The sequence below is a fragment of the Pseudomonas protegens genome (genome assembly GCF_003363755.1).
In the GTDB taxonomy this organism is placed as follows: domain Bacteria; phylum Pseudomonadota; class Gammaproteobacteria; order Pseudomonadales; family Pseudomonadaceae; genus Aquipseudomonas; species Aquipseudomonas danubii.
Genome location: NZ_CP031396.1, coordinates 5,894,838 through 5,919,479, shown reverse-complemented (window position 1 = coordinate 5,919,479; position 24,642 = coordinate 5,894,838). Strand labels below are relative to the sequence as shown.

General features: G+C 57.3%; 23 protein-coding genes and 2 pseudogenes. 11 read left to right on the top strand and 14 right to left on the bottom strand.

What is annotated here, in order from left to right:
• Window positions 1-180: 180 nt before the first annotated feature.
• The 3 genes from DWF74_RS26825 (at window position 181) to DWF74_RS26815 (ending at window position 4,593) form a co-directional block, all read left to right on the top strand.
• The gene (locus DWF74_RS26825) at window positions 181-2,052 is read left to right on the top strand and encodes an ATP-dependent nuclease (RefSeq protein ID WP_115582038.1); all 1,872 of its coding nucleotides are present in this window, start codon (window positions 181-183) and stop codon (window positions 2,050-2,052) included.
• A complete protein-coding gene (locus DWF74_RS26820) occupies window positions 2,049-3,761 on the top strand; it encodes a UvrD-helicase domain-containing protein (RefSeq protein ID WP_115582037.1) in 1,713 nt (570 codons plus the stop codon). Before DWF74_RS26825 ends, DWF74_RS26820 begins: the two co-directional genes overlap by 4 nt.
• 550 nt (window positions 3,762-4,311) lie before the next feature.
• A complete protein-coding gene (locus tag DWF74_RS26815) occupies window positions 4,312-4,593 on the top strand; it encodes a hypothetical protein (protein ID WP_115582036.1) in 282 nt (93 codons plus the stop codon).
• Between the two features lie 600 nt (window positions 4,594-5,193).
• On the opposite strand, the gene DWF74_RS26805 is transcribed toward DWF74_RS26815, so the two are convergent.
• The gene (locus DWF74_RS26805; RefSeq protein WP_240321967.1) at window positions 5,194-5,895 is read right to left on the bottom strand and encodes a hypothetical protein; all 702 of its coding nucleotides are present in this window, start codon (window positions 5,893-5,895) and stop codon (window positions 5,194-5,196) included.
• A gap of 18 nt (window positions 5,896-5,913) precedes the next feature.
• On the opposite strand from DWF74_RS26805, the gene DWF74_RS30730 reads away from it, so the two are divergent.
• From DWF74_RS30730 to DWF74_RS26785, 3 genes and pseudogenes are all read left to right on the top strand, one after another.
• Complete coding sequence (locus DWF74_RS30730; RefSeq protein WP_240321966.1) at window positions 5,914-6,954, top strand: hypothetical protein; 1,041 nt, start codon at window positions 5,914-5,916, stop codon at window positions 6,952-6,954.
• Between the two features lie 153 nt (window positions 6,955-7,107).
• On the top strand, window positions 7,108-7,626 hold the full coding sequence (locus tag DWF74_RS26795) for a hypothetical protein (protein ID WP_162884128.1): 519 nt from the start codon (window positions 7,108-7,110) through the stop codon (window positions 7,624-7,626).
• 475 nt (window positions 7,627-8,101) lie between these two features.
• Window positions 8,102-8,281: pseudogene (locus DWF74_RS26785) on the top strand (type II toxin-antitoxin system HicB family antitoxin); the annotation flags it as partial.
• 135 nt (window positions 8,282-8,416) lie between these two features.
• On the opposite strand, the gene DWF74_RS26780 reads toward DWF74_RS26785, so the two are convergent.
• The 8 genes from DWF74_RS26780 to DWF74_RS26745 all read right to left on the bottom strand — a co-directional run bounded on the left by DWF74_RS26780 (window position 8,417) and on the right by DWF74_RS26745 (window position 16,653).
• A complete protein-coding gene (locus tag DWF74_RS26780; protein ID WP_240321965.1) occupies window positions 8,417-9,607 on the bottom strand; it encodes an MFS transporter in 1,191 nt (396 codons plus the stop codon).
• Between the two features lie 109 nt (window positions 9,608-9,716).
• Complete coding sequence (locus tag DWF74_RS26775; protein ID WP_115582031.1) at window positions 9,717-10,742, bottom strand: methyltransferase; 1,026 nt, start codon at window positions 10,740-10,742, stop codon at window positions 9,717-9,719.
• Between the two features lie 18 nt (window positions 10,743-10,760).
• Window positions 10,761-11,546, bottom strand: a complete 786-nt coding sequence (locus DWF74_RS26770) for an HAD-IIB family hydrolase (protein WP_115582030.1) — start codon at window positions 11,544-11,546, stop codon at window positions 10,761-10,763.
• Window positions 11,547-11,552: 6 nt separating this feature from the next.
• Window positions 11,553-12,176 (bottom strand): DUF1349 domain-containing protein, encoded by a 624-nt coding sequence (locus DWF74_RS26765; RefSeq protein ID WP_115582029.1) that lies wholly within the window; start codon window positions 12,174-12,176, stop codon window positions 11,553-11,555.
• The gene (locus DWF74_RS26760; protein WP_047336269.1) at window positions 12,169-13,014 is read right to left on the bottom strand and encodes an SDR family NAD(P)-dependent oxidoreductase; all 846 of its coding nucleotides are present in this window, start codon (window positions 13,012-13,014) and stop codon (window positions 12,169-12,171) included. The genes DWF74_RS26765 and DWF74_RS26760 overlap by 8 nt, the downstream gene beginning before the upstream one ends.
• Window positions 13,015-13,110: 96 nt before the next feature.
• The gene (locus DWF74_RS26755) at window positions 13,111-14,898 is read right to left on the bottom strand and encodes a 1-deoxy-D-xylulose-5-phosphate synthase N-terminal domain-containing protein (RefSeq protein WP_240321964.1); all 1,788 of its coding nucleotides are present in this window, start codon (window positions 14,896-14,898) and stop codon (window positions 13,111-13,113) included.
• Window positions 14,876-16,114 (bottom strand): aminotransferase class III-fold pyridoxal phosphate-dependent enzyme, encoded by a 1,239-nt coding sequence (locus DWF74_RS26750; RefSeq protein WP_041117182.1) that lies wholly within the window; start codon window positions 16,112-16,114, stop codon window positions 14,876-14,878. The genes DWF74_RS26755 and DWF74_RS26750 overlap by 23 nt, the downstream gene beginning before the upstream one ends.
• A gap of 20 nt (window positions 16,115-16,134) precedes the next feature.
• A complete protein-coding gene (locus DWF74_RS26745; RefSeq protein WP_080966932.1) occupies window positions 16,135-16,653 on the bottom strand; it encodes a sugar O-acetyltransferase in 519 nt (172 codons plus the stop codon).
• A gap of 535 nt (window positions 16,654-17,188) precedes the next feature.
• Between DWF74_RS26745 and DWF74_RS26740 the strand changes: the two genes are divergently transcribed.
• A complete protein-coding gene (locus DWF74_RS26740) occupies window positions 17,189-17,764 on the top strand; it encodes a hypothetical protein (protein ID WP_115582027.1) in 576 nt (191 codons plus the stop codon).
• Between the two features lie 151 nt (window positions 17,765-17,915).
• Here the strand turns inward: DWF74_RS26740 and DWF74_RS26735 are convergent, their stop codons facing one another.
• Entirely contained in the window at window positions 17,916-18,461 is a 546-nt protein-coding gene (locus tag DWF74_RS26735; RefSeq protein WP_115582026.1) for a hypothetical protein, read from the bottom strand.
• Window positions 18,462-18,730: 269 nt separating this feature from the next.
• On the opposite strand from DWF74_RS26735, the gene DWF74_RS26730 reads away from it, so the two are divergent.
• Window positions 18,731-18,913, top strand: coding sequence for a type II toxin-antitoxin system HicA family toxin (locus DWF74_RS26730; protein WP_042942436.1), 183 nt, complete (start codon window positions 18,731-18,733; stop codon window positions 18,911-18,913).
• A 38-nt stretch (window positions 18,914-18,951) separates the two neighbouring features.
• Complete coding sequence (locus DWF74_RS26725; protein ID WP_115582025.1) at window positions 18,952-19,353, top strand: type II toxin-antitoxin system HicB family antitoxin; 402 nt, start codon at window positions 18,952-18,954, stop codon at window positions 19,351-19,353.
• A 700-nt stretch (window positions 19,354-20,053) separates the two neighbouring features.
• Here DWF74_RS26725 and DWF74_RS31110 read toward each other — a convergent pair.
• Both DWF74_RS31110 and DWF74_RS31105 read right to left on the bottom strand, forming a co-directional pair.
• Window positions 20,054-20,758: a methyl-accepting chemotaxis protein gene (locus DWF74_RS31110; RefSeq protein WP_430757477.1), complete on the bottom strand. Its 705-nt coding sequence runs from the start codon at window positions 20,756-20,758 to the stop codon at window positions 20,054-20,056.
• Window positions 20,759-20,956: 198 nt separating this feature from the next.
• Window positions 20,957-21,580 (bottom strand): annotated as a pseudogene (locus tag DWF74_RS31105) (MCP four helix bundle domain-containing protein); the annotation flags it as partial.
• A 566-nt stretch (window positions 21,581-22,146) separates the two neighbouring features.
• On the opposite strand from DWF74_RS31105, the gene DWF74_RS26715 reads away from it, so the two are divergent.
• A complete protein-coding gene (locus DWF74_RS26715; protein ID WP_115582023.1) occupies window positions 22,147-22,503 on the top strand; it encodes a DUF6572 domain-containing protein in 357 nt (118 codons plus the stop codon).
• A 48-nt stretch (window positions 22,504-22,551) separates the two neighbouring features.
• Here DWF74_RS26715 and DWF74_RS26710 read toward each other — a convergent pair whose 3' ends face one another.
• Window positions 22,552-22,806 (bottom strand): Imm32 family immunity protein, encoded by a 255-nt coding sequence (locus DWF74_RS26710; RefSeq protein WP_060838485.1) that lies wholly within the window; start codon window positions 22,804-22,806, stop codon window positions 22,552-22,554.
• A 68-nt stretch (window positions 22,807-22,874) separates the two neighbouring features.
• Entirely contained in the window at window positions 22,875-23,744 is an 870-nt protein-coding gene (locus tag DWF74_RS26705; RefSeq protein WP_115582022.1) for an AraC family transcriptional regulator, read from the bottom strand.
• A gap of 371 nt (window positions 23,745-24,115) precedes the next feature.
• On the opposite strand from DWF74_RS26705, the gene DWF74_RS26700 reads away from it, so the two are divergent.
• A complete protein-coding gene (locus DWF74_RS26700; protein ID WP_115582021.1) occupies window positions 24,116-24,619 on the top strand; it encodes a zinc ribbon domain-containing protein in 504 nt (167 codons plus the stop codon).
• Window positions 24,620-24,642 lie beyond the last annotated feature (23 nt).

Below are 24,642 nucleotides of genomic sequence, written 5' to 3'. Positions count from 1 at the left end.
TAAACGACCATGAACTAATGTTCGTGACAGACAGCTATCGGCCAATAGCGGCCCTTGGCTGCGGGCGCGCGGTACGCGACTCGGCCCGAAGGAGCCCTCAAGTAGCGATACAGTCGAATCGCACCTACCATGACGCACTAGAATCAGTAGATTGGTTTCCGCTAGACAAGGAGGGTCGAAGTGCATCTTGTGCGTGTTCGCGTCCGGAACTTCAGAGGCATCGCCTACGGTGAGGTCCACCTCAATGGACACACTGCTTTTATCGGTGACAATAACGCCGGCAAGTCCACATTGCTGGAAGCGGTGGACTTGGTACTTGGCCCGGAGCGCCTGAGTCGTCGCCCTGTAATTGATGAGCACGATTTCTATGCCGGTACGTACGTAGACCCGGCCAAGAACGAGGTCGTCCCGATCCAGGTCGAGGTTATTGTCGCGGGACTCTCTGATGAGCAACTGCGGCATTTCCGGGACCATATCGAGTGGTGGGATACACAGACCAAGTCATTGCTTGTAGGGGCACCCCCGGAGGGAACAGATGCGCCCCATGTCGGAGCGGCAATACGAGTCTTCTTCAACGGTTGGTATGACGTAGATGAGGACGACTTCGCTGGGGATACCTATTACGCCACTCCCGAAATGCCGGATGGCTCCTACCCCCGGTTCTCTGCGCCCGACAAACGAAAATGCGGTTTTCTTTATCTGCGCACGCTGCGGACCGGAGCTCGCGCACTCAGCCTGGAACGGGGCTCTTTGTTGGACGTGATCCTTCGGCTGAAGGAAACACGACTGACTATGTGGGAGGATTTGCTCGACCAGCTGAGGGCACTGCCAGTTGGAGAGACCGAGGACATCGGCGAGTTGCTTGTCGCAGTCCAAGATGCAGTACGGCACTACGTACCATCCGACTGGGCAGAGCAACCCCACATGCGGGTTTCGGACCTCACTCGCGACATGCTCCGTCGAACCCTGACTGTCTTCATGGGTACTGGAGCGAAAAGGCCGGACGGCTCAGTCTATTCCGCCCCATATCAGCACCAAGGCACTGGCACGATTAACACGCTGGTATTGGCTCTGCTTTCGATCATCGCCGAACTTAAGCAAAGCGTGATCTTCGCGATGGAAGAGCCAGAGATCGCGCTTCCGCCGCACACCCAGAAACGAATCATCAATTCGCTGCGCCAGAAGTCGGCACAGGCCATCTTCACCTCCCACTCACCCTACGTGCTGGAGGAGTTCGAGCCTGCCCAGGTAGTGGTTCTCAAGCGCACGGCCGGTGTTATGACCGGGGTGCCTGCTACATATCCGCCAGCAGTCAAGCCCAAGGCCTATCGCACAGAATTCAAAGCACGGTTCTGCGAAGCCCTGCTGGCACGCTACGTACTTGTACTTGAGGGCCGTACGGAGTTCGACGCATTGCCTGCCGCTGCCCGCCGGCTCGCCGAGCTGGATCCCACGCGATTCAAATCACTCGAAAACCTAGGTGTGGCTATCGTCGACGCCCGCGGCGAGACCAATGTCGCGCCACTGGGTGCATTCTTCCGCTCACTCGGCAAGGTCGTGTTCGCCGTATTTGACAAGCAAACGCCGGAGGCGCTCGCAACCATCACTGCCTCGGTCGATCATGCCTATGAGTCTGCGACTAAGGGCTTTGAAAACCTTGTCTTGTATGGCGCGTCTGAGGTGGCACTCCGCAGCTATGCTGCTGTTGTGGTTGTTGGCGGTGATTGGCCGCAGCATCTCGCGGCATACACACCAACACCCGCAACACCGCTGGCCAATCTGCAGGTAGCTCTGTCGCACTATTTTGGCTGGGCCAAAGGCGGTGGCGACGCCGGCGACTTGCTCGCCTCCTGTCCAACCGCCAATGACATGCCCGAATACGTGAGAACCACGCTGGCAGCCATCAAGAACGTCATTGAGCCACCTCAGCCGCCTCCATTACCTCCCCAGCTAGCCGGCGTGCCCCCTCTCCCAGAGGCTGCAGCCAAGCCACCGCCATTGGCAGCAGCCTATGGGAAGTTCCAACCGTCCCCGCCCCAGCCTCTGGCATGACGGAAGTGTGGAGCGATCAGAAGCGCGGCTTCCTGGCGTGCGCTGGGCACACCTTGGCGCTAGGTGGTCCTGGTGCAGGCAAAACACACGTCGCGCTGGTCAAAGCTCGTGATGAGATTCGCTCAGGGGTACTCAAGCCAGGCCAGAAGATCCTCTTCTTGAGCTTCGCCAGGCCTACCGTAGCGCGCATCATCGAAAAGGCTTCTGAGCTGATTTCTCGCGAGGACCTGAAGCAACTTGAGGTCAGCACGTACCACGGTTTTGCTTGGAGCATTCTCCGAAGCCACGCCTATCTGTTGAATGGCAGGCCGAGCTTGCAGCTTCTGCCACCACCCGAGGCAGCAGCGCATTTGGCAGATATCGATAAGGCCCAGCACGAAAATGAGAAGCGACGCCTATTCGAGCACGAGGGCCGCCTGCATTTCGACTTGTTCGCAAGCTTGGTCAGCGAACTGCTGAGCCGTAGTGACCGGCTAAGCGCCATCTTCTCCGACGCCTATCCCATTATCATCCTCGACGAGTTTCAGGACACAAACTGTGATGAATGGGCGCTGATCCAGCAGCTTGGAAAGCGTAGTCGCCTCATTGCTCTGGCCGACCCTGAACAGCGGATCTATGAGTTTCGAGGCGCTGATCCTAGGCGGGTTGGCGACTTTCTGGAGATCTTCGGCGCCGTCCACTTCGATTTCGCAGGTGAAAACCACCGCAGCAGCGGTACCGATATCACGACCTATGGGAATGACCTGCTCACTGGCGCAAACAAGGGCAAGGTCTATCAGCAGGTAAAAATCACGCGTTACGGCTTCATGTATGGAAAGAGCCTGCACTTCAATGCCAAGGCCGCAGTGCTCTCGGCGTTGGATCGCCTCAAGGCAATACCGGACAAATCGATCGCGATCCTGGTGCCATCCAAGCGGCTGATGCTCGAGCTTTCTGATTACCTTTCTTCTGCAGCTGATGGTCTGCCAGAGCTACATCACGACGTTGCAATGGATGCTGAACCGCCGGCTCTCGCCGCTGGCGTTATCGCCACGTTACTGGAGGGGGGGACGGCTGGCGATGTGGCGAGCCGCATGCTTGGTGCACTTCACTCGCACATTCGTGGACGCCGCGGAGGCAAGCCTACCCCTCAGTCCGAGCTGGACCTGGCAGGTGCTCTTAGCGGATTCCTCTCCTCGGGAAAGATCCGCGGTGCCAAACGCCAACTGATTGTCAGCGAAGTTCAGCGTATCGCAGAGTTACGACAGCAACTGCAATTAACGGGCGACCCTGCGGAGGACTGGTTGCAGCTGCGCGGCCTGTTGCAATCGTCCGCTGCGGTAGCCTTGAAGCAAGTAGCAACAGATGCTCGCTACCTTCGACTTCTTCATCGTGGCTCGGTACTGCGGGCTAACTTGGGTGCGCTGTGGCGTGCCCAGGGAGAGTACAAGGGGGCTGAGGAAGCAGTCCGCAGTGCCTTGATGCAGGAGCATTTCGCTGCAGCTCAAAAGGACTGGCGCGGCATCCACCTAATGACGATACATAAGTCCAAAGGGAAGGAGTTCGACGAGGTCATCATCTACGACGGCCTATTCCAGCGCATTGCCAAAGCCCCGCAAGATCCAAAAATCTGCGCTCAGGATCTTTTAGTGCTACGGGTGGGAGTGACTCGGGCGATACGTCGAACCACCATTCTGACTCCGAAGCGCGATACCTGCCCTTTCCTGTGAATCAAGACGTCCACTGCTTACACCTCTCCCTGCTGATCCGGCCGCAGCTGAAAGCGTTCGTAGGCGCACCTATCTGAAGAGGTAAAGAGCTTCTCAGTCTCAAAATTGCTAGCACAGAATGGCTCACGTTAAGTCCGCTTTTGGCCGATTTCCGCCAGTGGCTACTTACTTCCGGCATGTAGAGGTTTAAAACATGAGGGTGATTAGAACCTCATCACATACCTGCCGTGACCACTGCTATCGTCATGACACACTGTCTCAAACATCCCCACCAACACACGGTTGCACCTCTCACGCCTCGCCCCTATAGTTCGCCCTCGCGGCAAAATCCGCGAACGACCTTGGCCGGTCGAATTACAACGACGCATCAGCGTCCAAAACACCATTGCAGACGCTTTTTTTGTGCCTGCGATTCTGTGTTATGGCGGCTGTGTGCGGGACACCTTCGGGTGTGCCGGTGTCGTTGTAGCCGGTCGGCCAACCCTCGCACAGCTGCCACCCTCCATTTGCTTGGCCGCAAAAGGTGGAAGCTCTACAACGAGTAACGACCATGGACGATCAATCGATTTCCCGCTTCTCCCCCGTCGACACCCACGACGCCAACCAAGCCGTTTTCTACCTCGACACCCAAGCCTCTCTGAACGATCTGGCCAGCAGTGCGGCCCATCGTTTCACAGTGGTGCGGGATCTGATGGACACGCTGTCCACGCTTAACCTGAAAGACATTGCCGACTGCGATCTGACGCGAGTCACCCGAGGGGTGCATCTGCTCACACGGGAGGGTTGCGCGGTGCTGGAGGTGATTCAGTGGCGAACAGAGCAAGAGGCCTGAACGCCATTGAACTCAACAAGCGCGTAAAACGCGCTTGGCTTTGCGTTGGCTCTTGATCTGGCTTTTGATTTTCCTGCCCCTTCAGGAGGCCGAACGCAGGCGTTGCGTAGGGGGCAGCTCGGCATGGATGCCGAGCTAGCCGCCCCAGGCCATGGATGGCCTGTGGCGGCGTGCCCCCGGAGCAATGCCGGAGTGAGGGAACGCCGAGCCTAGGCGAGGCGCCGGATGCGGGGGCAGGAGCCCTTTGCTTACTTTGGGGCTTTTCCAAAGTGAGTCGCTGTAAGAGCGAAACCGTAAGCTGCCGTGACCGCAGCAACGGATATGTACACAAAACCCTATGCAGCCAGGTGAAAAGCATCGGCAGGTTTGGCGAGGACTGCGTCCTCGTGCGCAGCCTCGCTGCGCTCGACAGCGGCTACAGGTTTCTAATGATGAGAGGCAGTGATCAACAAGCAGCTCATTCAACCGCGACACGGTACTCATCAACTACCCTCACCCCTTTGAACCTTGGGCCCATAGCCAGGGCCCTATTTGCAGCGATGCGCATGAGTATCGAAAGTAACGCAGCATCACCGAGCACCAAGGCTTTTCGTACAAAACCTAGGGAAGGCGGACACTCGATCCAGAGGCTGCTGCCGACATGACCGCGTTACGCACGGGCAAAGGGGCTTGCTCGGGGTGTTGCTGCAAAAAATGCTTGATCGCTTGATCCTGGCGATCCACCACGCATACGTTCACGTTAGGGCTAGGGACGGTGCATTCGCCAAGCGCGAGGGCCCCGCAGTTCAATACGCCGTACACCGCAGCCGGTTGCGCGACGGCCGAGCAGCCGTAGACCATCTCGCCAAGGTAATTGAGCTGCCCTTGGGTGACGGCGAAACGCAGCGGTTTGGAGTAAGCCCCCATGACCCCGCGACGGTGACCCAGGCGGCTCACTTCATAGTCACCGGCAGGTAGCCATGCCGAGTAGTCATCCTTGGGTCCCCAGCCATAAGTCTTGCCGCTCTTGATATCGCGAAACTCAAGGTAGGTTCCGTAGGGGCCGCCTTCCAGCAGCGCGCCGACCACTAGGCCCGCGTTTTGCGCGTTATATACGGGTGAATTCAAGGCCATTTCAGCTGGCATTGACGAACAACCAGCCAGTAATCCAATCAGGCCAATTGCAAAGATGTTGCGCGAGCCAAACATTCCGCTACCTCGGTGGGAGACAAAGAAAATCCCCAGAAAATTCAGGGACGACAGGCGCGCTGGACGGCGGCGACTGCCTTCTTTAGCATGATGGCCTTTCGCCCACTCGTGCATCAAGGACGATCTATCAACATGTTCTGTTTTTCCCAATGGCGCGTGCGTGGCGCTGTAAGCATTGCTGCGCTGGTGCTTGGCGGGTGCAGTTTCAATGGCACCTACCCGGACGCCAGTGCCCCCGATGCGGCGAAGCTGCGCTTTATCAGCAGCAGTGACAGCTCGACGCTCGACTTGTTCGATGCCGAACACTGCGGCGGCCAAACCACGGGGCTGCTCAATAACCTGTTCAGCGCCAATACCCGGCGACGGGCAGCCATGAGTGCCGCTGCACCCGAGGATGCCAAGGCCTACTTGGAAGTGCGGCTGCAACCGGGCCATGAGCTATTCGCGCGAGCCAATACCTTGAGCACCGGCAGCGTGTGCACCGTGGGGTTCAACTTCACCCCGCAGAGCGGCGGCGAGTACGAAGCGGACTTCAGCAAAGTAGGTCGCACTTGCCAGGTCACCCTTAGCCGTCTGCGCCAGATCGATGGCAAGACTGTGCGCACGCCGATCGTGCTGACCAACAAAGGCCTGCCCGCCTGCGCCGGCCACAACCCTATATTCCCCAAGCCCACCGAAGCACAACCGCAGTCAGCGGAGCGTGCAGCGCTGATCGCGCAGATCGTCGACGCGAGTGTCATCGCGAAAATGAAGCCCGACGCCGACGATTCCCCTTCGGTCCAGAAAACACTGCTCGACAGATCCGTAGCGGAACGTAAACAGCGCCTCGACTTCAGCCTGCCCGATGCCTATTGGACTGAATATCAGCAGAACCTGGAGCAGTTCTCCAATGAAATGAGGGGCACCAAGGCCCGTTCATTGCAGTTGTACAAGGACTACTACACCAACCGTCTGGGCCTGCTCGACACCCCGGCGATCAAGGAACTGCTGCCCGACAGCGAAGCGGCCGACCGTAGCAAGGCGATGTCGACCAATAATGAAATGCTGGAGCACTACTACCGAGCCCAGCAAACACTGCTGAAGGAAACACTGAGCGCACATCAGGCACGCATGGCCGATCTGGATCAGCGCTTTGAGGTGTGCAAGCGTTTCGCAGACTGCTGGCAACGTTGAAGCGGAATGCGGCTTGAAAATACCGGCCGACGCACCTACGCCGCCTTAGCCCTGACTGTAGTCGTCTAATGAAACCGGACACTCAATTAGGCGAGAATGCTCGCCGGATGGAGGTGTCTGATGCCGACCTGTTCCCACATCAATAAGTAAATTATGAAACCTCTTTACCTGTGTTCAATTCTGCTGCTCGCAGGCTGCGCCCCAGTGCCGAAATACCTTGTGCCTGCTGGGGCGCCTCAGGCACTTATCCGCAGCGAATTGGTGTCGATGGAGAATCATCGAAACCACCTGTCTCTGGACGAGGCGCCAGCCATCAGCTGCAAATACGGCAGAGCCGTGGCGACTGCGCAGGGTGGGCAGGGACGGCAACTGGTTTCCGTTTATAAGAATGTGTCGACGCCGGAAGGCTTTTTCCCAATTGAAGCCGGCAAACCGCTGCACCTGATAATGCGCGGCATGGCCAACGCCAATCGCTCGTGCAACGTAGCGTTCGTCAGCGAATTTACGCCGGGCGCACGCTACGTGATCAAAGGGGGAATTGTCGACAACCCGGGCGCGCTGAGCGGTTGTTACATAGACATATTCAATGTCGACTCGGGCGCGCGGGTCCCCATGGTCGACGCACCGAAAATCGACCGCATTTGTGCGTTGGACCGGTTACCGACGCTCTAGTGGGAAACTGCACACTACCTAAACACCCTTTTGCGTTGCATGTGAGCACTCACTTGCATGAGTTGACCACTACAGTGCTGGAGGTGATTCAGTGGCGAGCAGCGCAAAAACCCTGAACGCCACTGAACTCAACAAGCGCGTAAAACGCGCTTTGCTTGGCTTTGGCTCTTGCTCTTGATCTGCCTGCCCCTTCAGGAGGCCGAACGCAGGCGTTGCGCAGGGGGCAGCTCGGCATGGATGCCGAGCAAGCCGCCATCAGGCCATGGATGGCCTGTGGCGGCGGGCCCCCGGAGCAATGCCGGAGTGAGGGAACGCCGAGCCTAGGCGAGGCGCCGGATGCGGGGGCAGAGAGCCTTTGGTTACTTTGGGCTCCATCCAAAGTGACCCGCTGTAAGAGCGGAACCCTAAGCGGCCGCACCCGCAGCAACGGATATGTACCCCAAACGCCCAGGCACATCCCTCATCCCGATTTCGCCGGCATGGCTGGGGCATGCTGGATATCGATATCGCGCCTTACCTGGGCAAGACCGAGAAGGTCAACGTGACCTTGCCGGGTTATGTGATCCAGCAGATCGACCGCTTCGTCCGCGAGCACAACATCAAGTGCCGGTCGTCTTTTCTGGCGGATGCGGCGATGGAAAAACTGGAACGATAAAGACCCTCAACACACCCCACACAGCCCCAGGCTCCAGACCGGCCAACAGGCCGCCGTCACCCACACGCTAGAGAGACGAGGCGCGAACACTGATGTTCCCGTTAATTCAAAGCAATGTTCCTCGACTGCTCGCTGTCAGGTAGTGCTAGCGCCGACCATTCGAAAGCCCATGAGAGAAATCGTTATCTGGACGACCAGAACCAGGCACAGCAATACCGCTGCCATTCCCCAGTCACCATGGTCGGCGATAACCCCCAACGTCGCGATCATTATCGTGGCGCCAATATTGCCGACTAACCAGAAAATTGAGGTCGCCGTCCCCGACCTGGAGAGTCCGGCAGTGTCGGCTATCAGTTGCAGCAGAAGAGGCAACGGAGATAACAGCGCGGCACCGATCACAATCCCTGCCAGACTCAATATCCAAGGGGAACCCGAGGTGAAAAGCAGTACCGTGCCTCCCCCTGCCAACAATGAAACCCCGGACAGAATGCCCCCCACGCTTGCACCGCTGCGCACCAGTAAAGGCATGAACGTCATCCCCGCGATACCACCGGCCAACATCAGAACAACGATAAATCCTGAAACCTGGGCATCGATCCCCTGACGCAACAGGATCGGCTCCAGCCATGTCGTAATGGCGGAGAAATAGCCGTTGGTTAAGAAAATCATCAGCAAAACAGCCATGAACGGAGCCGTGCGCAATAAGTCGACACCCTCCGCCAGTAAACGGCCGCCGGACTGGGTCGGGGCGGACGTTGTTTGCACAAGAGGGCCATCTCGCGGGACATAAATGAAGGTCAATAGCGTAATCAGCCCCAGGATCGCGACGTCAATCAACAACGAACTGCTGACGTTCCCCTCCTCCGTCAACGGGACAATCATGAACGCGGAGCCTATACCCAGGAAAATCACCATACTGAACAGCGTCGTGACCCGCACATGTTCATCGTCAGAAAACCAGGTGATCATCAACTTGACGAGCAGCGACATGGTCAAGGGTTGAACAAACCCGAACAACAGTTGGCCGGCAAGCAGGTATTCATAATGGGGTTGTAACACCCGTATCAATGCCGCCAACAACATGGCAATGGCGGTGATACGCAAGGCTGTTTGCACCGATATACGGTCAATCAGGCCACCACTGGGAAGTGCCAGCGGTAATGCAAGTGCCGTCACAGCCAAAGACAATGAACCGACTTCCCCATAAGTAATACCGTACTGGGCGGATACCTGATCCGTGATAGGCGCAAAGCGCATCCACTCATACTGGGTCAACGCCAGCATGCCGGAGTAAATACAAAGAATACGGTAACGTACTGGGATCACTTTAATCTCCCGCAAGAAGACACAAGTGAAGTCCGGAGCGAATGCGCCGGACCTTGAGTTCACCCTGTGCAATCAAAAGGCCCTCACAGGGCATTGGTTGTCAGCACCCTTAATACTTGATTCCGGTTGCCAGGCTCCAGTCACCGTATTGCGTGCGGGAAACTGTAATATCGCGAAAACCGGCGATCGTCAGCAGCTCCCTTATCTCGGTCTCTGACAATTGCTGACCCTGGGTCCAAAGCAACATGTTCGCGTTATAAGCCGCGACATTATGTGGGCCGGTCTTTTCTTTATTAAAAAACATCTCATGAAGAATGATACGGCCGCCGCTGGGCAGCGCATCAAAACTCTTTTTGGCCAGAAACAGACACTTGTCCAGCGGCCAATCATGAAAAATATCACTGTAAAGATGCACATCGGCGGCTGGATACTCAGACGCCCAGATGTCTCCTTTATGGGTTGTGATGCGCCCCGCCATCCGGTACTGCTCGACGTAGGTATCGGCAATATCGCAGACATAGGGAAGATCAAAGATCACGGCATTCAGTTCAGGCCATTTCTCCAGCGCACAAATAGAGTGAACACCCGAACCACCGCCCACATCCAGAAGACAGCTATACCCGGACAGATCAATCCGACCCGACCAGGCCCGAGCCGGTCCTTTGCTTTTACTGTGCATCGCCTTGGTGAAAATTTCGCTGTGTAACTGGTCCTGCGCATTGTTCTCAAACAGATCAGTCTTACCGAACAACCCGGACTCTCCACTGAGCATCGACTCTTTGAAGAATGCATAAGAGAACGCATCTTCTTTGTGGCGTGCGGATTGCAGGACCCCACTGAACGAGGTCTCCGATTTTCGGGTCAGAAACGCTTGCGCCAAAGACGTCAGGCCATAGCACTCCCCACTCTTCTCAAGCAGCCCCTGACTGGTGCACATAGCCACAAGCGCCTGTGCTGCCCGAGGTGCCAGTTCCAATGCCGAGCCGATTTCACCCAGCCTCAGCGCTTTGCCTTCAAGCAGATCAAACAGTTTTACTTCATCCGCAAAAAACAAGGTGTAGGTATTGATAAACCCGAAGTAGATATCAAATATCTGTTTATCACTGTGATGCTCAGTGTGCCCTGTACTGTCCATGTAGATGCCTATCCCAGTTCAAAAATGCCGTTGAAGACCATCAACGATACCGTGACAATAAAAACCCTCAACAACACGATCAAACGCCTGCCTGGCCTCATGCGAAGCGTTGCCCACCAGGTAACCATGTGAACAGGCCTTCAACATCTCGATGTCATTACAACTGTCCCCGAACGAGATGACTCTGGCGGGGGAAATCTCATGTTTCTTGACGATGAAATCGACCCCCTGCTTCTTTCCGCACCCCGGGTGCATGATGGCTACATCGTAGACATTCTCAGGGTCGCCGGCGGCGGCACTGGCGTAGGTAATTGAGGCCTCAAGACCCACCTGCAAACAGAGTCTATGGATCTGCTCGATGGCGATCGCTTCATTGCCATCGGCCTTCAAGTAATAACCCCGAATGCGTTTTTGCTGGAAAGCCTCCGACTGCAACGTCAACTCAATACCCTCTTGCTCGAACAGGGTGCTCAGCCTTATGACCCGCTCTGGAAAGGTGCCTGCGCCTTGTAACGGCCAACCCTCATCCTCCAGAACACTGTCCGGGTGATTCCAGTACAACTCGGTTCCCAGACTGGTCAGTGCAAAGTCCCAGGGAAACTCGGGGTATCTCTTCATCTTGTCCAGGACCACCGCTTGACTGTTTCCCGTGGCCCAGCCAAACAACAGGTGGTGCTTGCGTTTCAGTTGATTCAAACAGCTTTCCAGTTTGTCTATCCCGGCATCCGCCTCTCGAGATGACAAGACCGGCATGAACGTCTCGTCAAAATCAGAAACTATCAACCAGGTGTCTTTGCTCGTCATACCTGCTCACTCTCTGATGAGTCCCATGGACTGTGAGGATATTTCAATCCGGGAAAACTCCCCGACCGCTCCCTCGGAAAAGGGCGACTGCACACTAAACCCGACGCGCACTTCATCCGGGCAGTTGCTCACATAGAACGCCCGATGAAAAACCACGGCACCCTCAGAGCCACTCAGATAACACGAGAACACATCCCCACTTCGCGAAATGAACAGCCGCACAGGCTTATCGTTTACCTCGATGCCATTGACTTCATCGCTATAGGGCGATGAATGCACCGATACGATCTTCTTGTGGCTGCCGTACTCTTCAACACCGAACTTCAGCTTGTGCAGCCCGACGTGAAGAAAGAGCCCTGCAGCATCAAACTTGGCCAGGCTGAATAACTTGATGTCAGCGCCAAGGGCAAACTCTCCCGTCACCGACGTGAGCAAAGTGCCCAAGCTGTCCACCGTATGAAGCCCTGGAATATTGAACGAATCACTACCGGGTTCGCTTCGCAGTTTCAGAACCGGCGCTACATAACGCAGCTGCGCGCAATGCTCGGCAGCGAACACACGATCACTGATCCTCAGTACGGTGTTCGGGTCTTTGCGCAAAAGAGGCGTAGTGCCAACGGTGTCATCCATACAGGTTCATTCCGCCATCGACCGACAGGGATTGAGCCGTGATGTCTTCGTTCTCAAGCACCGCCAGACAGAACCGGGCAATGTTTTCCGGGATCTGTGTACGACCCAGCGGGATCAGGCCCTCCATGCGAGCCCACAAGTCATCCAGCGACTCGTTAGGCTCGATGAGGCGGTTCTCCAGGTACTTCCACATATTGGTTTTGACGATGCCGGGGCAAACGCAGTTGACCCGGATATTGTGAGTGGCCAACTCCAGCGCCAAGGCGCCAGAGAAGCCCTGCAACCCGGCTTTCGCGGCGCAGTAGGAAGATATTCCAGGAAAGGCGACTTTTGCGGCAATGGAGCTGATGTTCAGGATCGCGCCGCCCTTGCCTCTCTGGATCAGTGCGCGGGCAGCCTCACGCGACGTCAAGTAAGGTGCTGTAAGGTTGGTTTGCACGATCGCGTCAAACTCGCTCAGCGATGATTCAACCGTGTTGATCAGATGGCTGCTGCCAATGGCGTTGACCAGGCCGTAAAAGTGCTCTGACTCATGGACAACGCCACCTACGGCTTCTATGACCTGGGCTTCAGACGTTGCGTCGACCGCAATGGCCTTTACCGAAAGCCCTTGCTCCACAAGATCCGCCGCCAGCGTGCGAGCCGCCTGATAACCACTGACATCCTGAGTTTGATAGTGGTTGATTGCATTGGGTGTCCGGTCGGTATCAAAGATGTAGACATGAACACCTTCTTTGGCCAGTACTTCAACAATCGCGGAGCCGATGCCTCTGGCACCGCCCACGACGATCATGGTTTTACCGGACAACTTGCCTTGCGCTTTATTTCCCTGCGTCATAAACCACTGCTCCTGAATCCATAGAAAGCCCGCCGAACCCTATACAGGGCTCAGAAAACCAATAAGTAGTTGAAACTGCATTTAAACGTGTGAAGTCTAATTAACTAATGCGTACGGCGGATCAGCCAACAATGCACCCAGTGCTCGAGGTGCAACATTTGCCTGGAAAGTCTCGGTTGTTGGCCACTCGTAGGCATCACTGAAGACCTTGCGAACTCGAACCAGCAACCTGGACTCAATGTATTCAGCCAGGTTGAAGCGACCACTGTTATGTTCTACGACAATAATTTCGGCACATTGGCTCAGCATCTGTTTAACCAACTCAAGATCCGGCCGAACGGACAGGAACCGGATATGCGTGCATTTTTTTGTCGTGGCGACCTGAAAGGCTTCATACGCCATCGACTCCGATGACACTATCAATGAACCGGCGGCAAACTCGGGCTGAAAAATATAGATATCTTCAGACAGCTTCCGGTACTTCTCTCTCAGGGCACACACTCTTTCCATGGGCTGGTCGTACATTAAGTACAGGCCGTTTCCACCCTGTGCTTTCTGCCGATGAATACAGGCCAACAGATCGAGAGGGTCTGTCAGTTCGTATACGGTTTCTTCCGTCAGCAAGCTGAATACGGTTGAGGCGTACGTAGCGCCGCCCCACACACCGTTCTTCCGAGCGCCAATGACATGCAAATTACGACAGGCAATCAAAGCAGAGTGCAGTACATCTATTGCGTTGAGGTAATACTTGTCATCGGTCAGGACAAACTTCAGTTCATCATCCGGGCACCCCATCGCGCAGGTCAGCAACGCTGACTCGGCCAGGCCAGTGTTGCAATAACCGGACAATGACTTAAGGCCAAACCGAGCGGCCAGATCCGCGGTGAATACATGGACAGGTGCCCCTGAGCGAACTTCTTCGATAATGTCGGCCGTTCGACTGCAACTGGAAGCTTTCCTCAGATCATTCTTCTGCTGATCGTCCGTTGACGTCATCAAACTCTGATGGCTGGCACGTTTGAAGGAGTGAACGCCTTTTTCGGTATGACAGATGATCGCGGCCGAGCGATGGTCCTTCTCTGCCTGGCGAATGTGTTCACTGATCGCCTGGGTGTCGTGTCCATCCACTTCATAAACATCAGAGAAGTAGGCGGCCAAATACTCCGGCCTCAACTTCCCGGGAAGTGGGTCAATCCCTCTGCCATTGTTGTCCACTATCAACGTCAGGTTCTTGACCTCAAGTTCGCCAATCAGGCGAATCGCCTCGAAAGACACCCCTTCGTTCAACTCACCGTCACCCGCCACACAGATAACACGTGCATCACGATTGGTATTGGCCCGCCCCAACGCAATGCCCACTCCCTCGCCAAGGCTATGCCGCATGCTGTAGGCAAAACCGTAGTGTTTATTGACAACGGCCGGAACCTTGTCGTGAACCGCAGCCAAAAAAGCCAAAGGCATACCGTTGAGCACATGACGATAAGCATAAAACAATGGCGCAATATGCCCCCTGCCAATTACCAGATCCTGATTGGCCACCCCTGCCGCATTGCAGAACTCCAATGCAAACAGTGCTTCGGCAATGTTCAGTGACGACAGGCAAGATGCCAGGGTTCCGTAACCGGCAATTTCATGAATCCGCTCCAGGCAGACCCTGACGTCTGAATAGAAAGGCGTAAATTGTCTGGCGATGGCTACCGACAGTTCGTTGATCGTCTGGCACTTCGACGCCTCGGCAATACCGACTTCAACTTCCTCATTGGCACGCACATACTCATCGGCCGTCAGGTACGCCTTCCGTTTATGCACGCTTTGACGAATGCCATGTAACGGCGTCAACAGGCTGGCAACTGGCTCGAGGTCATAACTGACTAATTGATTCATTCAACACCTCGAACACGTCACTTAGCGTTTCTTCTGACATGATGTAGGCGGGCGCCAGGCAAGCCCAATCTTCCTCACCTCGGATAATCAACTTCCTTTCAAAGCACAGCCCACCCAACTTCTTGCCTGCCTGCTCCCCAAGGCTTGAGTCCAGGGTTATGCCGATCAGCAAGCCGTGGGATTCAATGCGGGCGATCCGCTCATTCCCGGCGATTTCCTGACACAGCGCCTGAGTCTTTGTAATGAGTTTTTGTAGCTGCCCTGCGGCCTCTATCTGTTCCAGCACGCGCATCGACGCATTGATGGCCGCGATCGAAACCGGGTTGCTTGCATAGGTATGCGAATAGGAAAACGGGATCCACGGCTCTGGCTTGTCAAACACCGAAGCGATTTTATGGGATGTCGCCATAGCGGATGCCGGGTAATAACCACCGCTGATGCCTTTCCCGAGCGCGACGATATCGGCAGAAACCCCAAACTGATGGGTATTCAAGAACTCTCCGGTTCGAGAGGCGCCGGTCACGATTTCATCGGTAATCATCACAATATCGTAACGGTCACACAGTTCACGAATACCGATCAGGTACTCGCCGGGAGTTTGCCGCATCCCTTTCAAATGGTTGACCGGCTCGAAAATAATGCAAGCGATCTGCTCCGCACCATAATGAAGAATAATATTCTCCACATCCGCCACGCTGTGCATTTCCAACGCCTGACCTTCGTGAACGACAGGGAATGGCGGGTTGATCCGAATCGTGTCGTAACCGCTGCAACGCAGGTCCTTGAAATCGTTCCTGCCGGTAATACTGTGGGCCCCCAAGGTGGCGCCGTGATAGGAGTGCTTGCGGCAGATCACTTTCTTCTTGAACGTATTGCCTTTGCGCTGGTGATATTCCAAGGCCATGGCAATCGACGACTCGATGGCTTCCGAGCCGCTGTTGACATACAGCAAGCCGCCATCTTCCATCTTGGCGCGTTTGAGCAGCAGCTCTGAAGTTTCAAACAGCTCGGACGAATAGAAATGATCCTTGGGGTGGAAAGGCAGATCCGTCAACGTTTTGGAAATATGCTGCTTGATGGGGTCGCACGAATACCCGAACGGTACGTTAAACATGCCCGAAATCGCATCCGTGTAGATGCCACCCTCTGCATGAACACTGACATCTTTAACAGAGCCAACAATTTGATCTTTCACGCGTGACTGATAGACAAACATCCCTTTATGCCCTCTATTGATTAGATCGGATAAACCTGAGAACCAGCGCCCAGCACTTTACTGTGTGGCGGAACCGACTTTGCCACGACAGCACCCGCACCGATAATTGACCCTTTACCCACTGTGACGCCCGGCAAGATTGTTGCGCCGCCGCCAATCCATACATCATCTTCAATGACTACAGGTGCACCCGATTCTATATAACGACGCCGCTGCTCAAGATCCTTGGCATGGTTAGAGGTATAAATACCGACATGAGGCCCGATAAACACCCGGTTCCCGATGTTTATTTCAAACGCATCGAGGAACACCCCATTGGCATTAATAAAAACACCATCACCAATGTTTATGTTCGAACCAAACTCACAAAAGAAATTGCCCCACTGTTCAAACCCCTCACCCACTGATCCGAACAGGAGTTTATAAAGCGGCTCCCGACCATCAGGGTTATTGCTGATGGAGGAACACAACGCACGGGCGGTGCGCCTACGGGCAACTAAAGCAGGTTCCGCCGCATCGAATGTCATGAACTCACGCATACGCCACCCTGTACACACGGGCGTAACAGAGAGCACTCATGCCGTGCTGATCGGCAAGTAAACGGGGGCAACCAAGACGATCATTAGTTCCGCGCCCGCCACTACCACCAACAAATAACGCCCACACTTCCCCAATAGCCTGATTCCCTTCAGCCATCATCATCTCCATCTACTATTTATTTTTTAAATATACTTCGGCACTTCCTGAAATTTTTCCACCTTCTACACTCGCCACCAGCGCCTTGCAAGTTTGTTATTACGTCAGTCGTATTGTCATGTCACTGTTTTCAGGGCCTGTTACTTCCGTTCTGGATTGAGTGTGACGACGCCGATGGGCTGCCCATTGCGCGTCGCACCTGACCAACGATGCGCAGGTTGATAAAGGACTTGCTGCTACAGCGCATGACGCTCGGCCAGCACCTCTTGATCCTCGCCGCGATGACGCTGCGCAAGTGGATACGAAGCGGACTTCCGCCAAGTAAGTCGCACTTGCCAAGTCACCCTTAGCCGTCTGCGCCAGATCGATGGCAAGACTGTGCGTTCGCCGATCGTGCTGACCAACAAAGGCCTGCCCGCCTGCGCCGGCCACAACCCTATTTTCCCCAAGCCCACCGAAGCACAACCGCAGTCAGCGGAGCGTGCAGCGCTGATCGCGCAGATCGTCGACGCGAGTGTCATCGCGAAAATGCAGCCCGACGCCGAGGATTCCCCTTCGGTCCAGAAAACACTGCTCGACAAATCCATAGCGGAACGCAAACAGCGCCTCGACTTCAGCCTGCCCGATGCCTATTGGACTGAATATCAGCAGAACCTGGAGCAGTTCTCCAATGAGATGAGGGGCACCAAGGCCCGTTCATTGCAGTTGTACAAGGATTACTACACCAACCGTCTGGGCCTGCTCGACACCCCGGCGATCAAGGAACTTTTGCCCAACAGCGAAGCGGCCGACCGTAGCAAGGCGATGTCGACCAATAATGAAATGCTGGAGTACTACTACCGAGCCCAGCAAGCACTGCTGAAGGAAACACTGAGCGCACATCAGGCACGCATGGCCGATCTGGATCAGCGCTTTGAGGTGTGCAAGCGTTTCGCGGCCTGCTGGCAACGTTGAAATGGATATGCCCCCGTCTCTTGTAGCCGCTGCCGCAGGCTGCGCCTGAGGTCGGGGGCGCAGTACATCAGGTGGGTTGTGGCGCCAGGTTTGGCGTCTCCTTCGGAGACGTTCGCAGCCTGTGGTAGCGGCTACAGAAGGTCGACCTTCTTTACCCGAGGAAAGCTCCGCTGGCGCCAGCATCCGCCAACGCAAACAACAACCCCTCCACCGCTTCTCCAGGGGCCGACCCCAGATCAATCTTGACCCTGTACCCCTCCTCCGTGGCCTCCGGGTCCGACACAAAGTGCAGCACCCCTTGCAGCCCTTCTTCGGTCGGCCGGTTCTCATCTTCGCCATCGAACCACTCAAAGAACCACGCCCGAATAACCTCAGAGGCCTGTTCCAGGCTCAACCCCCGCACCTCCAGCGGCAACCAGTCCCAGCCAAAGGGCGAGATCCCCACCGCCATCTGCTCGATCGCAAACCTCACAGGCTCAAAACCCAGCTCGGCTTCGGCATCGACCTGCACCGGCTCCCCGCTCTCGGCCGCGATCACATCCACCCGACAAGGCGTGCCCATGGCCCCTTCAACCGCCAGCGAACCATCGCTGTTGCGGTACGCGGGCTCGACATGCGCCGCCCCTTCTGCGGCAACACGCGCCAGGGTTTCAACATAGGGTTTACGAATGGCGGCAAGCAGTTCGCTGACGGTCATGGATCTGATGACTTCCTTGGCATGAACCCGCCGATGGATCGGCCTTCGACGAGGGAGATGGGTGACTGAAAATCCGCGGCCATAGTGCAGTGGCGGCAATGGCACGTCCATGAAAAACCGAGGGCACTTTCATGTTGCCTGGGACCGCCCAGCACACCGGCCCCTGCTGAACGACACCCCTTGATACATAACTCCAGACACACAATTCAACCTGCGTTATCATGCGCCTGGAGTTATAAAGCGCCTCTCACCCCGACAAGGAGATGGAGGTGCAAAGCAGACAGTTGATCAAGGAGCTTGAAGCCGCGGGATGGGTGCTGGAGCGAGTCACTGGCAGCCATCATCTGTTCCAGCATCCCTACAGGCCACACACCGTTCCAGTGCCTCACCCGAAGAAGGATCTGCCCCGGGGAACGGTCAGGGCCATCAGGAAACTGGCCGGGCTGCTTTAGCTCCCATCATTCTTCGCACCTGTATTGAGGAAATCCCCGTGCAATATCCCATCTGCATCGAGTGGGGCGACGAACACACCGCCACCGGCATCCAGATTCCCGACATCCCCGGCGCCGTCACCGCGGGCGACACCTTCGAAACCGCCTATAGCGCGGCCATCGAGATTGCCCACGTTATGCTCGAAGAACGGGCCCGAGCCGGGCAGGCCATTCCCCTGCCCTCACCCACCAGCAAACACCGCACCCACCCCGATTTCGCGGGCATGGGCTGGGGCCTGCTGGAGATCGACATCACGCCTTACCTGGGCAAGACCGAGAAGGTCAACGTGACCTTGCCGGGGTATGTGATTCAGCAGATCGACCGCTTTGTCCGCGAGCACAACATCAAGAGCCGCTCGTCCTTCCTGGCCGATGCGGCAATGGAAAAGCTCGGGCGCTAAACACCGGCTCAAGCGGGGAACAGGGCCAATGCAGAACGCCGTCAGGTTGGAGAGTCGCCCTCAGGCCGGCCGCCGTCAGATGTTGAGTTGATCCGGCCCTGGTTTTGGTTTTGGTTTTGGCTCTGGCTTTTGATCTTCCTGCCCCTTTAGACACGATGGCCGAACGCAGGCAGTGAGCCGTGGGTAACCCGGCAGGACGCCGGGTTAGCCGCCAGCCGGACAGGGACGGCCGGTGGCGGCGGCCCACGGATCAATGCCGGAGAGAGGGCATGCCTCGCTATGCGAGGCACCGAGTGGAGGGGCAGGAGCCCTTTGGTGACTTTGGGCTGGGCCGGCATTCCGGCTTTTCCAAAGTGACTCGCTGTAAGAGCGAAACCCTAAGTGGCCGTAACCGCTGCAACGGATATGTACGCAGAACCCTATGCAGCCAGGTGAAAAGCATCGGCAGGTTTGGCGAGGACTGCGTCCTCGTGCGCAGCCTCGCTGCGCTCGACAGCGGCTACAGGTTTCGACGGTCAGGGCCATAAGGAAACTGCTTGCTTTTGCGCTGTTCAAAAGTGAGTCGCTGTAAGAGCGAAACCGCCAGCGGCCCTGACCGCAGCAACGGATATGTCCCCCGCCCCGCGCCCTCATTGAAGAGCTTCGCTAGCAAGCCAGCTCCTACGAAGGAACCAGACCAGCGTAGGGCAAAAAACTGCGCTCAAACCTTGAACCGTGCCACCAACCGATTCAGCTCAATCGCCAGATTGGCCATCTCCCCACAGGCACTGGCCGTCTGGCTGGCCCCCGCCGAGCTCTGGATCGACAGCTCGCGAATGCTGGTCAGGTTCTGGTCCGCCTCGCGGGCCACCTGGGCCTGTTCTTCCGAGGCGGTGGCAATCAGCAGGTTGCGCTCATTGATCTGGGTGATCGCCTGGGCAATCTGCTTGAGCGACACATCGGCGTTCTGCGCCACCGAAATCGAGCTGTTGGCCATCTCCGCGCTGACGTTCATGGCACTCACCGCCTGGGTCGAATCGGCCTGGATCGCGCTGATCATCTGCTCGATTTCCTGGGTCGACTGCTGGGTGCGGTGGGCCAGGGCCCGCACTTCATCAGCCACCACCGCAAAGCCCCGGCCCTGCTCACCGGCGCGGGCGGCTTCGATGGCGGCGTTGAGGGCCAGCAGGTTGGTCTGCTCGGCGATCGCGCGAATCACTTCCACCACTTTGCTGATGTCCTGGGCCCTGCCGGACAGCGCCTTGACCTGCTCGCCGGTGCTGGCCACGTTGCCGGCCAGGCCTTCGATGGCCTTCAGGGTCTGGGCCACGTTCTCGATGCCGGAGCGGGTGAACTCCATGGACTCGCGGGACGACTGCGCGGCCGCTTCGGCGTTGCGTGCCACCTCGTCCACCGCGGCGCTCATTTCAGTCACCGCGGTGGCTGCCTGGCTGACTTCGTCGTTCTGCCGCACCAGCCCGCGGCTGGCGTCTTCGGTCACCGCGGTCATTTCTTCCGAGGCCGAGGCCAGTTGGGTCGAAGAGTCGGCGATGTGGGCGATGGTTTCCCGCAGGTTGCTCTGCATCTTGGCCAGGGCGGCCAGCAGGCGACCGGCTTCATCGCGGCCATTGACCCCGATCTCCCGGGACAGGTCGCTGCCGGCGATGCGCTCGGCCACCGCCAGGGCATCGCCGATGGGCGCGGTGATGCTGCGGGTCAGCACGGTGGCCAGCACCACGGTGAGCACCACCGTCACCCCCATCAACACCAGCACCAGCGTCAGGCCGCTGTTGTACACCGACGAAGCGGTGATCCCCGCCTGCCTGGCGCCCTCGTCATTGAAGTCCGAGAGCTTGTCCATCTTCTCCTGCATGGCGTTGGTCATGGGGCTGATGCGGGTGTTGATCAAGGTGATGGCCGCGGCGTTGTCACCGCTGCGCAGCAGCGGCTCCAGCTCGTCCATCAGCTTGAAGTAAGCCTGCACATCGGTCGCCACCGCCTGGTACAGCTCACGCTCCGCCGGCCCGGTGATCAGGGGGACGTACTGGCTGATGGTGTTCTGCAGGGCGCTTCGGTAACCGCTCAAGGAGGCGATGCGGGTCTGGCGTTGTTGTTCGTCGGTGGTCACGGTGATGCGGATGCTTTCCAGGCGCAGGCGCAAGATGCCGGTCTTCATCTTGCCGATCTCGCGGATGCTGGCCATCCAGTTGGTCTCCACATCCTGTTCCGCGTCTCGCAGCTTGCCCATTTGCAGCACCGCGACAATGCCCAGGGCAAACACCACCAGGACAATGAGCGAGAAAAAGGCGGCAGACCTTGGAGCAAGATTCATTGTCCTGACGTTCATTTTTTATCTCTCTAATAGAATGGTCGGTACTTCACTGCTGTCATTCCACGCTATCGACTGAGTGTCAGAGAGCTGTAAACAAGCCGACGACTGGGGTAGCGGCCCACCCGGCACGGCAACGTCGATACTCACTCGGGTCAATCCAGGCCTGTCGGGATTGCAGGCCACACTCCGTCCTCCTGCGCCCATGAACCGCCTCCCGGGCGGGTGAGCATCAGTTAAGTCGAATAACGCGGCCCGCGCCGTCTCGATGCTTCGGGGCAATGGCACCTGGAGCCCGGCGTCTATCCACCGGGGGGCCTAACAAGCCATAGCAGATGATGGCATTTTGTCACTGCCGTCGATCCGACCGCTCTTGAAAACCGCTCGGCCAGGTTGCGCCTGAACGGGGCAAACACCGACTGCCCACTGAAGAATCCAGCCGCTACGGCATACAATGCCGCCCTCAACCGCCTGAAGGATCAGCCATGTCCATCACCAACCCAACAGTCATCGATATCTGGGCAATCCCCAAATCCGCGCCCGACAGCCTGCTGTTGATCATGGTCGACCCTCTCGAATGGGGTGACGAAGCGGCGCACAGCGAGCACCTGCTCCTGCTGCAGGAGAAGATCAACACCTACATCACCTTTATCGAAAGTGAGGAGATCTACAGCGAAATTCCCGATGCCCGCGGCAAGCAGCTGATGATCCGGGTCCTGGGTTTGCACGAGCTGCCCGAGCAGGTCGATTGGTTTTTCAAACGCATTGGCGAGCTCCTCAACGAGCGCGGCATTGGCTTTGATTTCGAGCTGAAAGTGACCGAAGAGGCTCCTGGCCTGTAGCCCGCCAGCTGCGCGCTGCCCCTCGGTCGAGCAGCGCGCAGCACCCCCTTATGCCGGCAGGATCAGCGCCCGGTTAAGCGCAATGAAATCCACATGCCGCTCATGGGAAAAGCCCTCGATCACCTCTTGCAGGTGCACATGCTCCAGGCCATCGGCCGCCATGTCAGTTGCAGCCTTGATCAGGAACTCACCCAGCGCCCTGAGCGTGTCCGGCTCGGCGAGAATCGAGATCTCGTCCAGCTGGATGCTCTGCTCACTGCCCACCGCGGTTCCCTGAACGCTAAAGCGTTTCAACGTTTCCAAAGGTCGAACTCCTGTACCCGTAGGTCATGCTCAAATCGAGGTCATGGGCAAGGTTTGCCCCATCCCCACTACTGCAAGGGCACATAAATATCCGTCAGCCACTGCTCCAGTGGGGTCTGCGGATAAATACTCAGGTATTCAAAGAACATCGGCTGATCCCGCAGTTCCTCGCCACTGCCCGGCAACCAATCGCGGTAGATCGGGTAGATGCTTTCACCGATGTGATCCGGCGAGCCCACATGCCGCACCACCGCATAGCGGCCACCGGCAATCTGCATCTGGCCAATACCCGCCTCATTGGCCACCACCGGCTCATGAATCTCGCCGCAGATGGCAAAGCGGAATTCCTGCGGCGCCGTGGTATCGGGGTTGTTGAAGGGAATGCCAAAACTGCGACTCGACGCCACCGGCGACTGTCCGCTCTGCATCCGCCAATCGATGAACCTGCGCACGCTTTCATTGACCAGCTCGGCAGGCCCACAGTGCTCCAGCGCTGCAACCCGGATGTCGGCAAAGTCCACGATTCGTACCTGCATGATGATGCTCCTGGAAAAATGAGGGATGGCAAATACCGCATTCCAGACCTGCCAGTTCGGCTGCTTCCTGAACGCACTCGGGCTCATGCCGAACGCCCGCCTGAACGCCCTGGAAAACGCCTCGGGGCTTTCGAAACCGGCGCCGAGCGCGGCCTCCAGCACCGAGTAGTCCGCCCGGGACACCAGGCGATGGGCCGCACCGCGCAAGCGCATCAGTTGCACATAACGTGCAACCGGCACGCCGACGAAGGCGGTGAATTGCCGATGGAAGTGAAACTCGGAGAAGTTCGCCACCCGGCTCAACGTCTTCACCGACAGATCGCCTTCAAGGTTCTCATTGATGTAGGCCAGTACCGCGTTGAAGCGTTTGGCGTAGGCGGCGTTGATCGACAGGTCAGGCACTGGGCAAAGGCTCCGGGAATAACGGTAGGCACAGGATCGGCTATCCCGGCAGGCACGCGCCTAGCCGCTCTTGCTCAAGGTGCACCCGGGTGGTTCGTGGCAGCCGCCCGGGGAAAGGCCTTGAATCACCCCGCGCCGTGATTGTCCTCATCATTCGACAGCAAGCCAATGGCCTGGCGCGCCAGCAACACAGAGGCGCTCCTGTTTGATAACGGCAGCGGCGCCGACCGAGCGACCGCTTGACCTCACTAGCCGCTACCACACACCAGGCCGCTCGCATGACGGTTTATGGCGTCGCCGCCAAAGAACGGATATTTTGCAGCCCCCCGTTCAGCGGGAGCATTACTCACACCTCAACACAAGGAGTTGCAATGGGCATCTCGCTCCCCCTCTGGCTCATTCTCACGGCGATGACCGCTTACGCGGCCAGTACACGTGGGCGCTCGGGGCCAAGATGGTTTGCAATCGGGCTGTTCTTTCCGGGTGTCGCCCTGCTTGCCCTGTGGTTGATGCCCCGGCTGGCCAAGACCGGCGTTGACGCGCTGGTGCATGAAGATCTGCGCCCTTGTCCTGCCTGCGGCCAGGACATCAAGGCCAACGCCTCACGATGCAAGCGCTGCGGCGCCGACGTGGAGCCTATTGCCTTGAGGGAACGCAGCGGATGGGTGGCCCGCATCAGCCCGCAAACCGATGAAGACTTTGCGCGCATGGCGGCCCAGATGGGGCTCATCGATATACCCACCATTCTCGATGAGCCACCGCACCTTTTTGCCGGCCCGTTCGAAGAAAAGGCCGAGGCACAGAACACACTCAACTACCTGAAGTCCGAGCATGGCCTGGAGGGGCTGGTGACCTGGCGCTCAGTGACCCGGTAAATCAAATGCTTGCAAGCCGACCT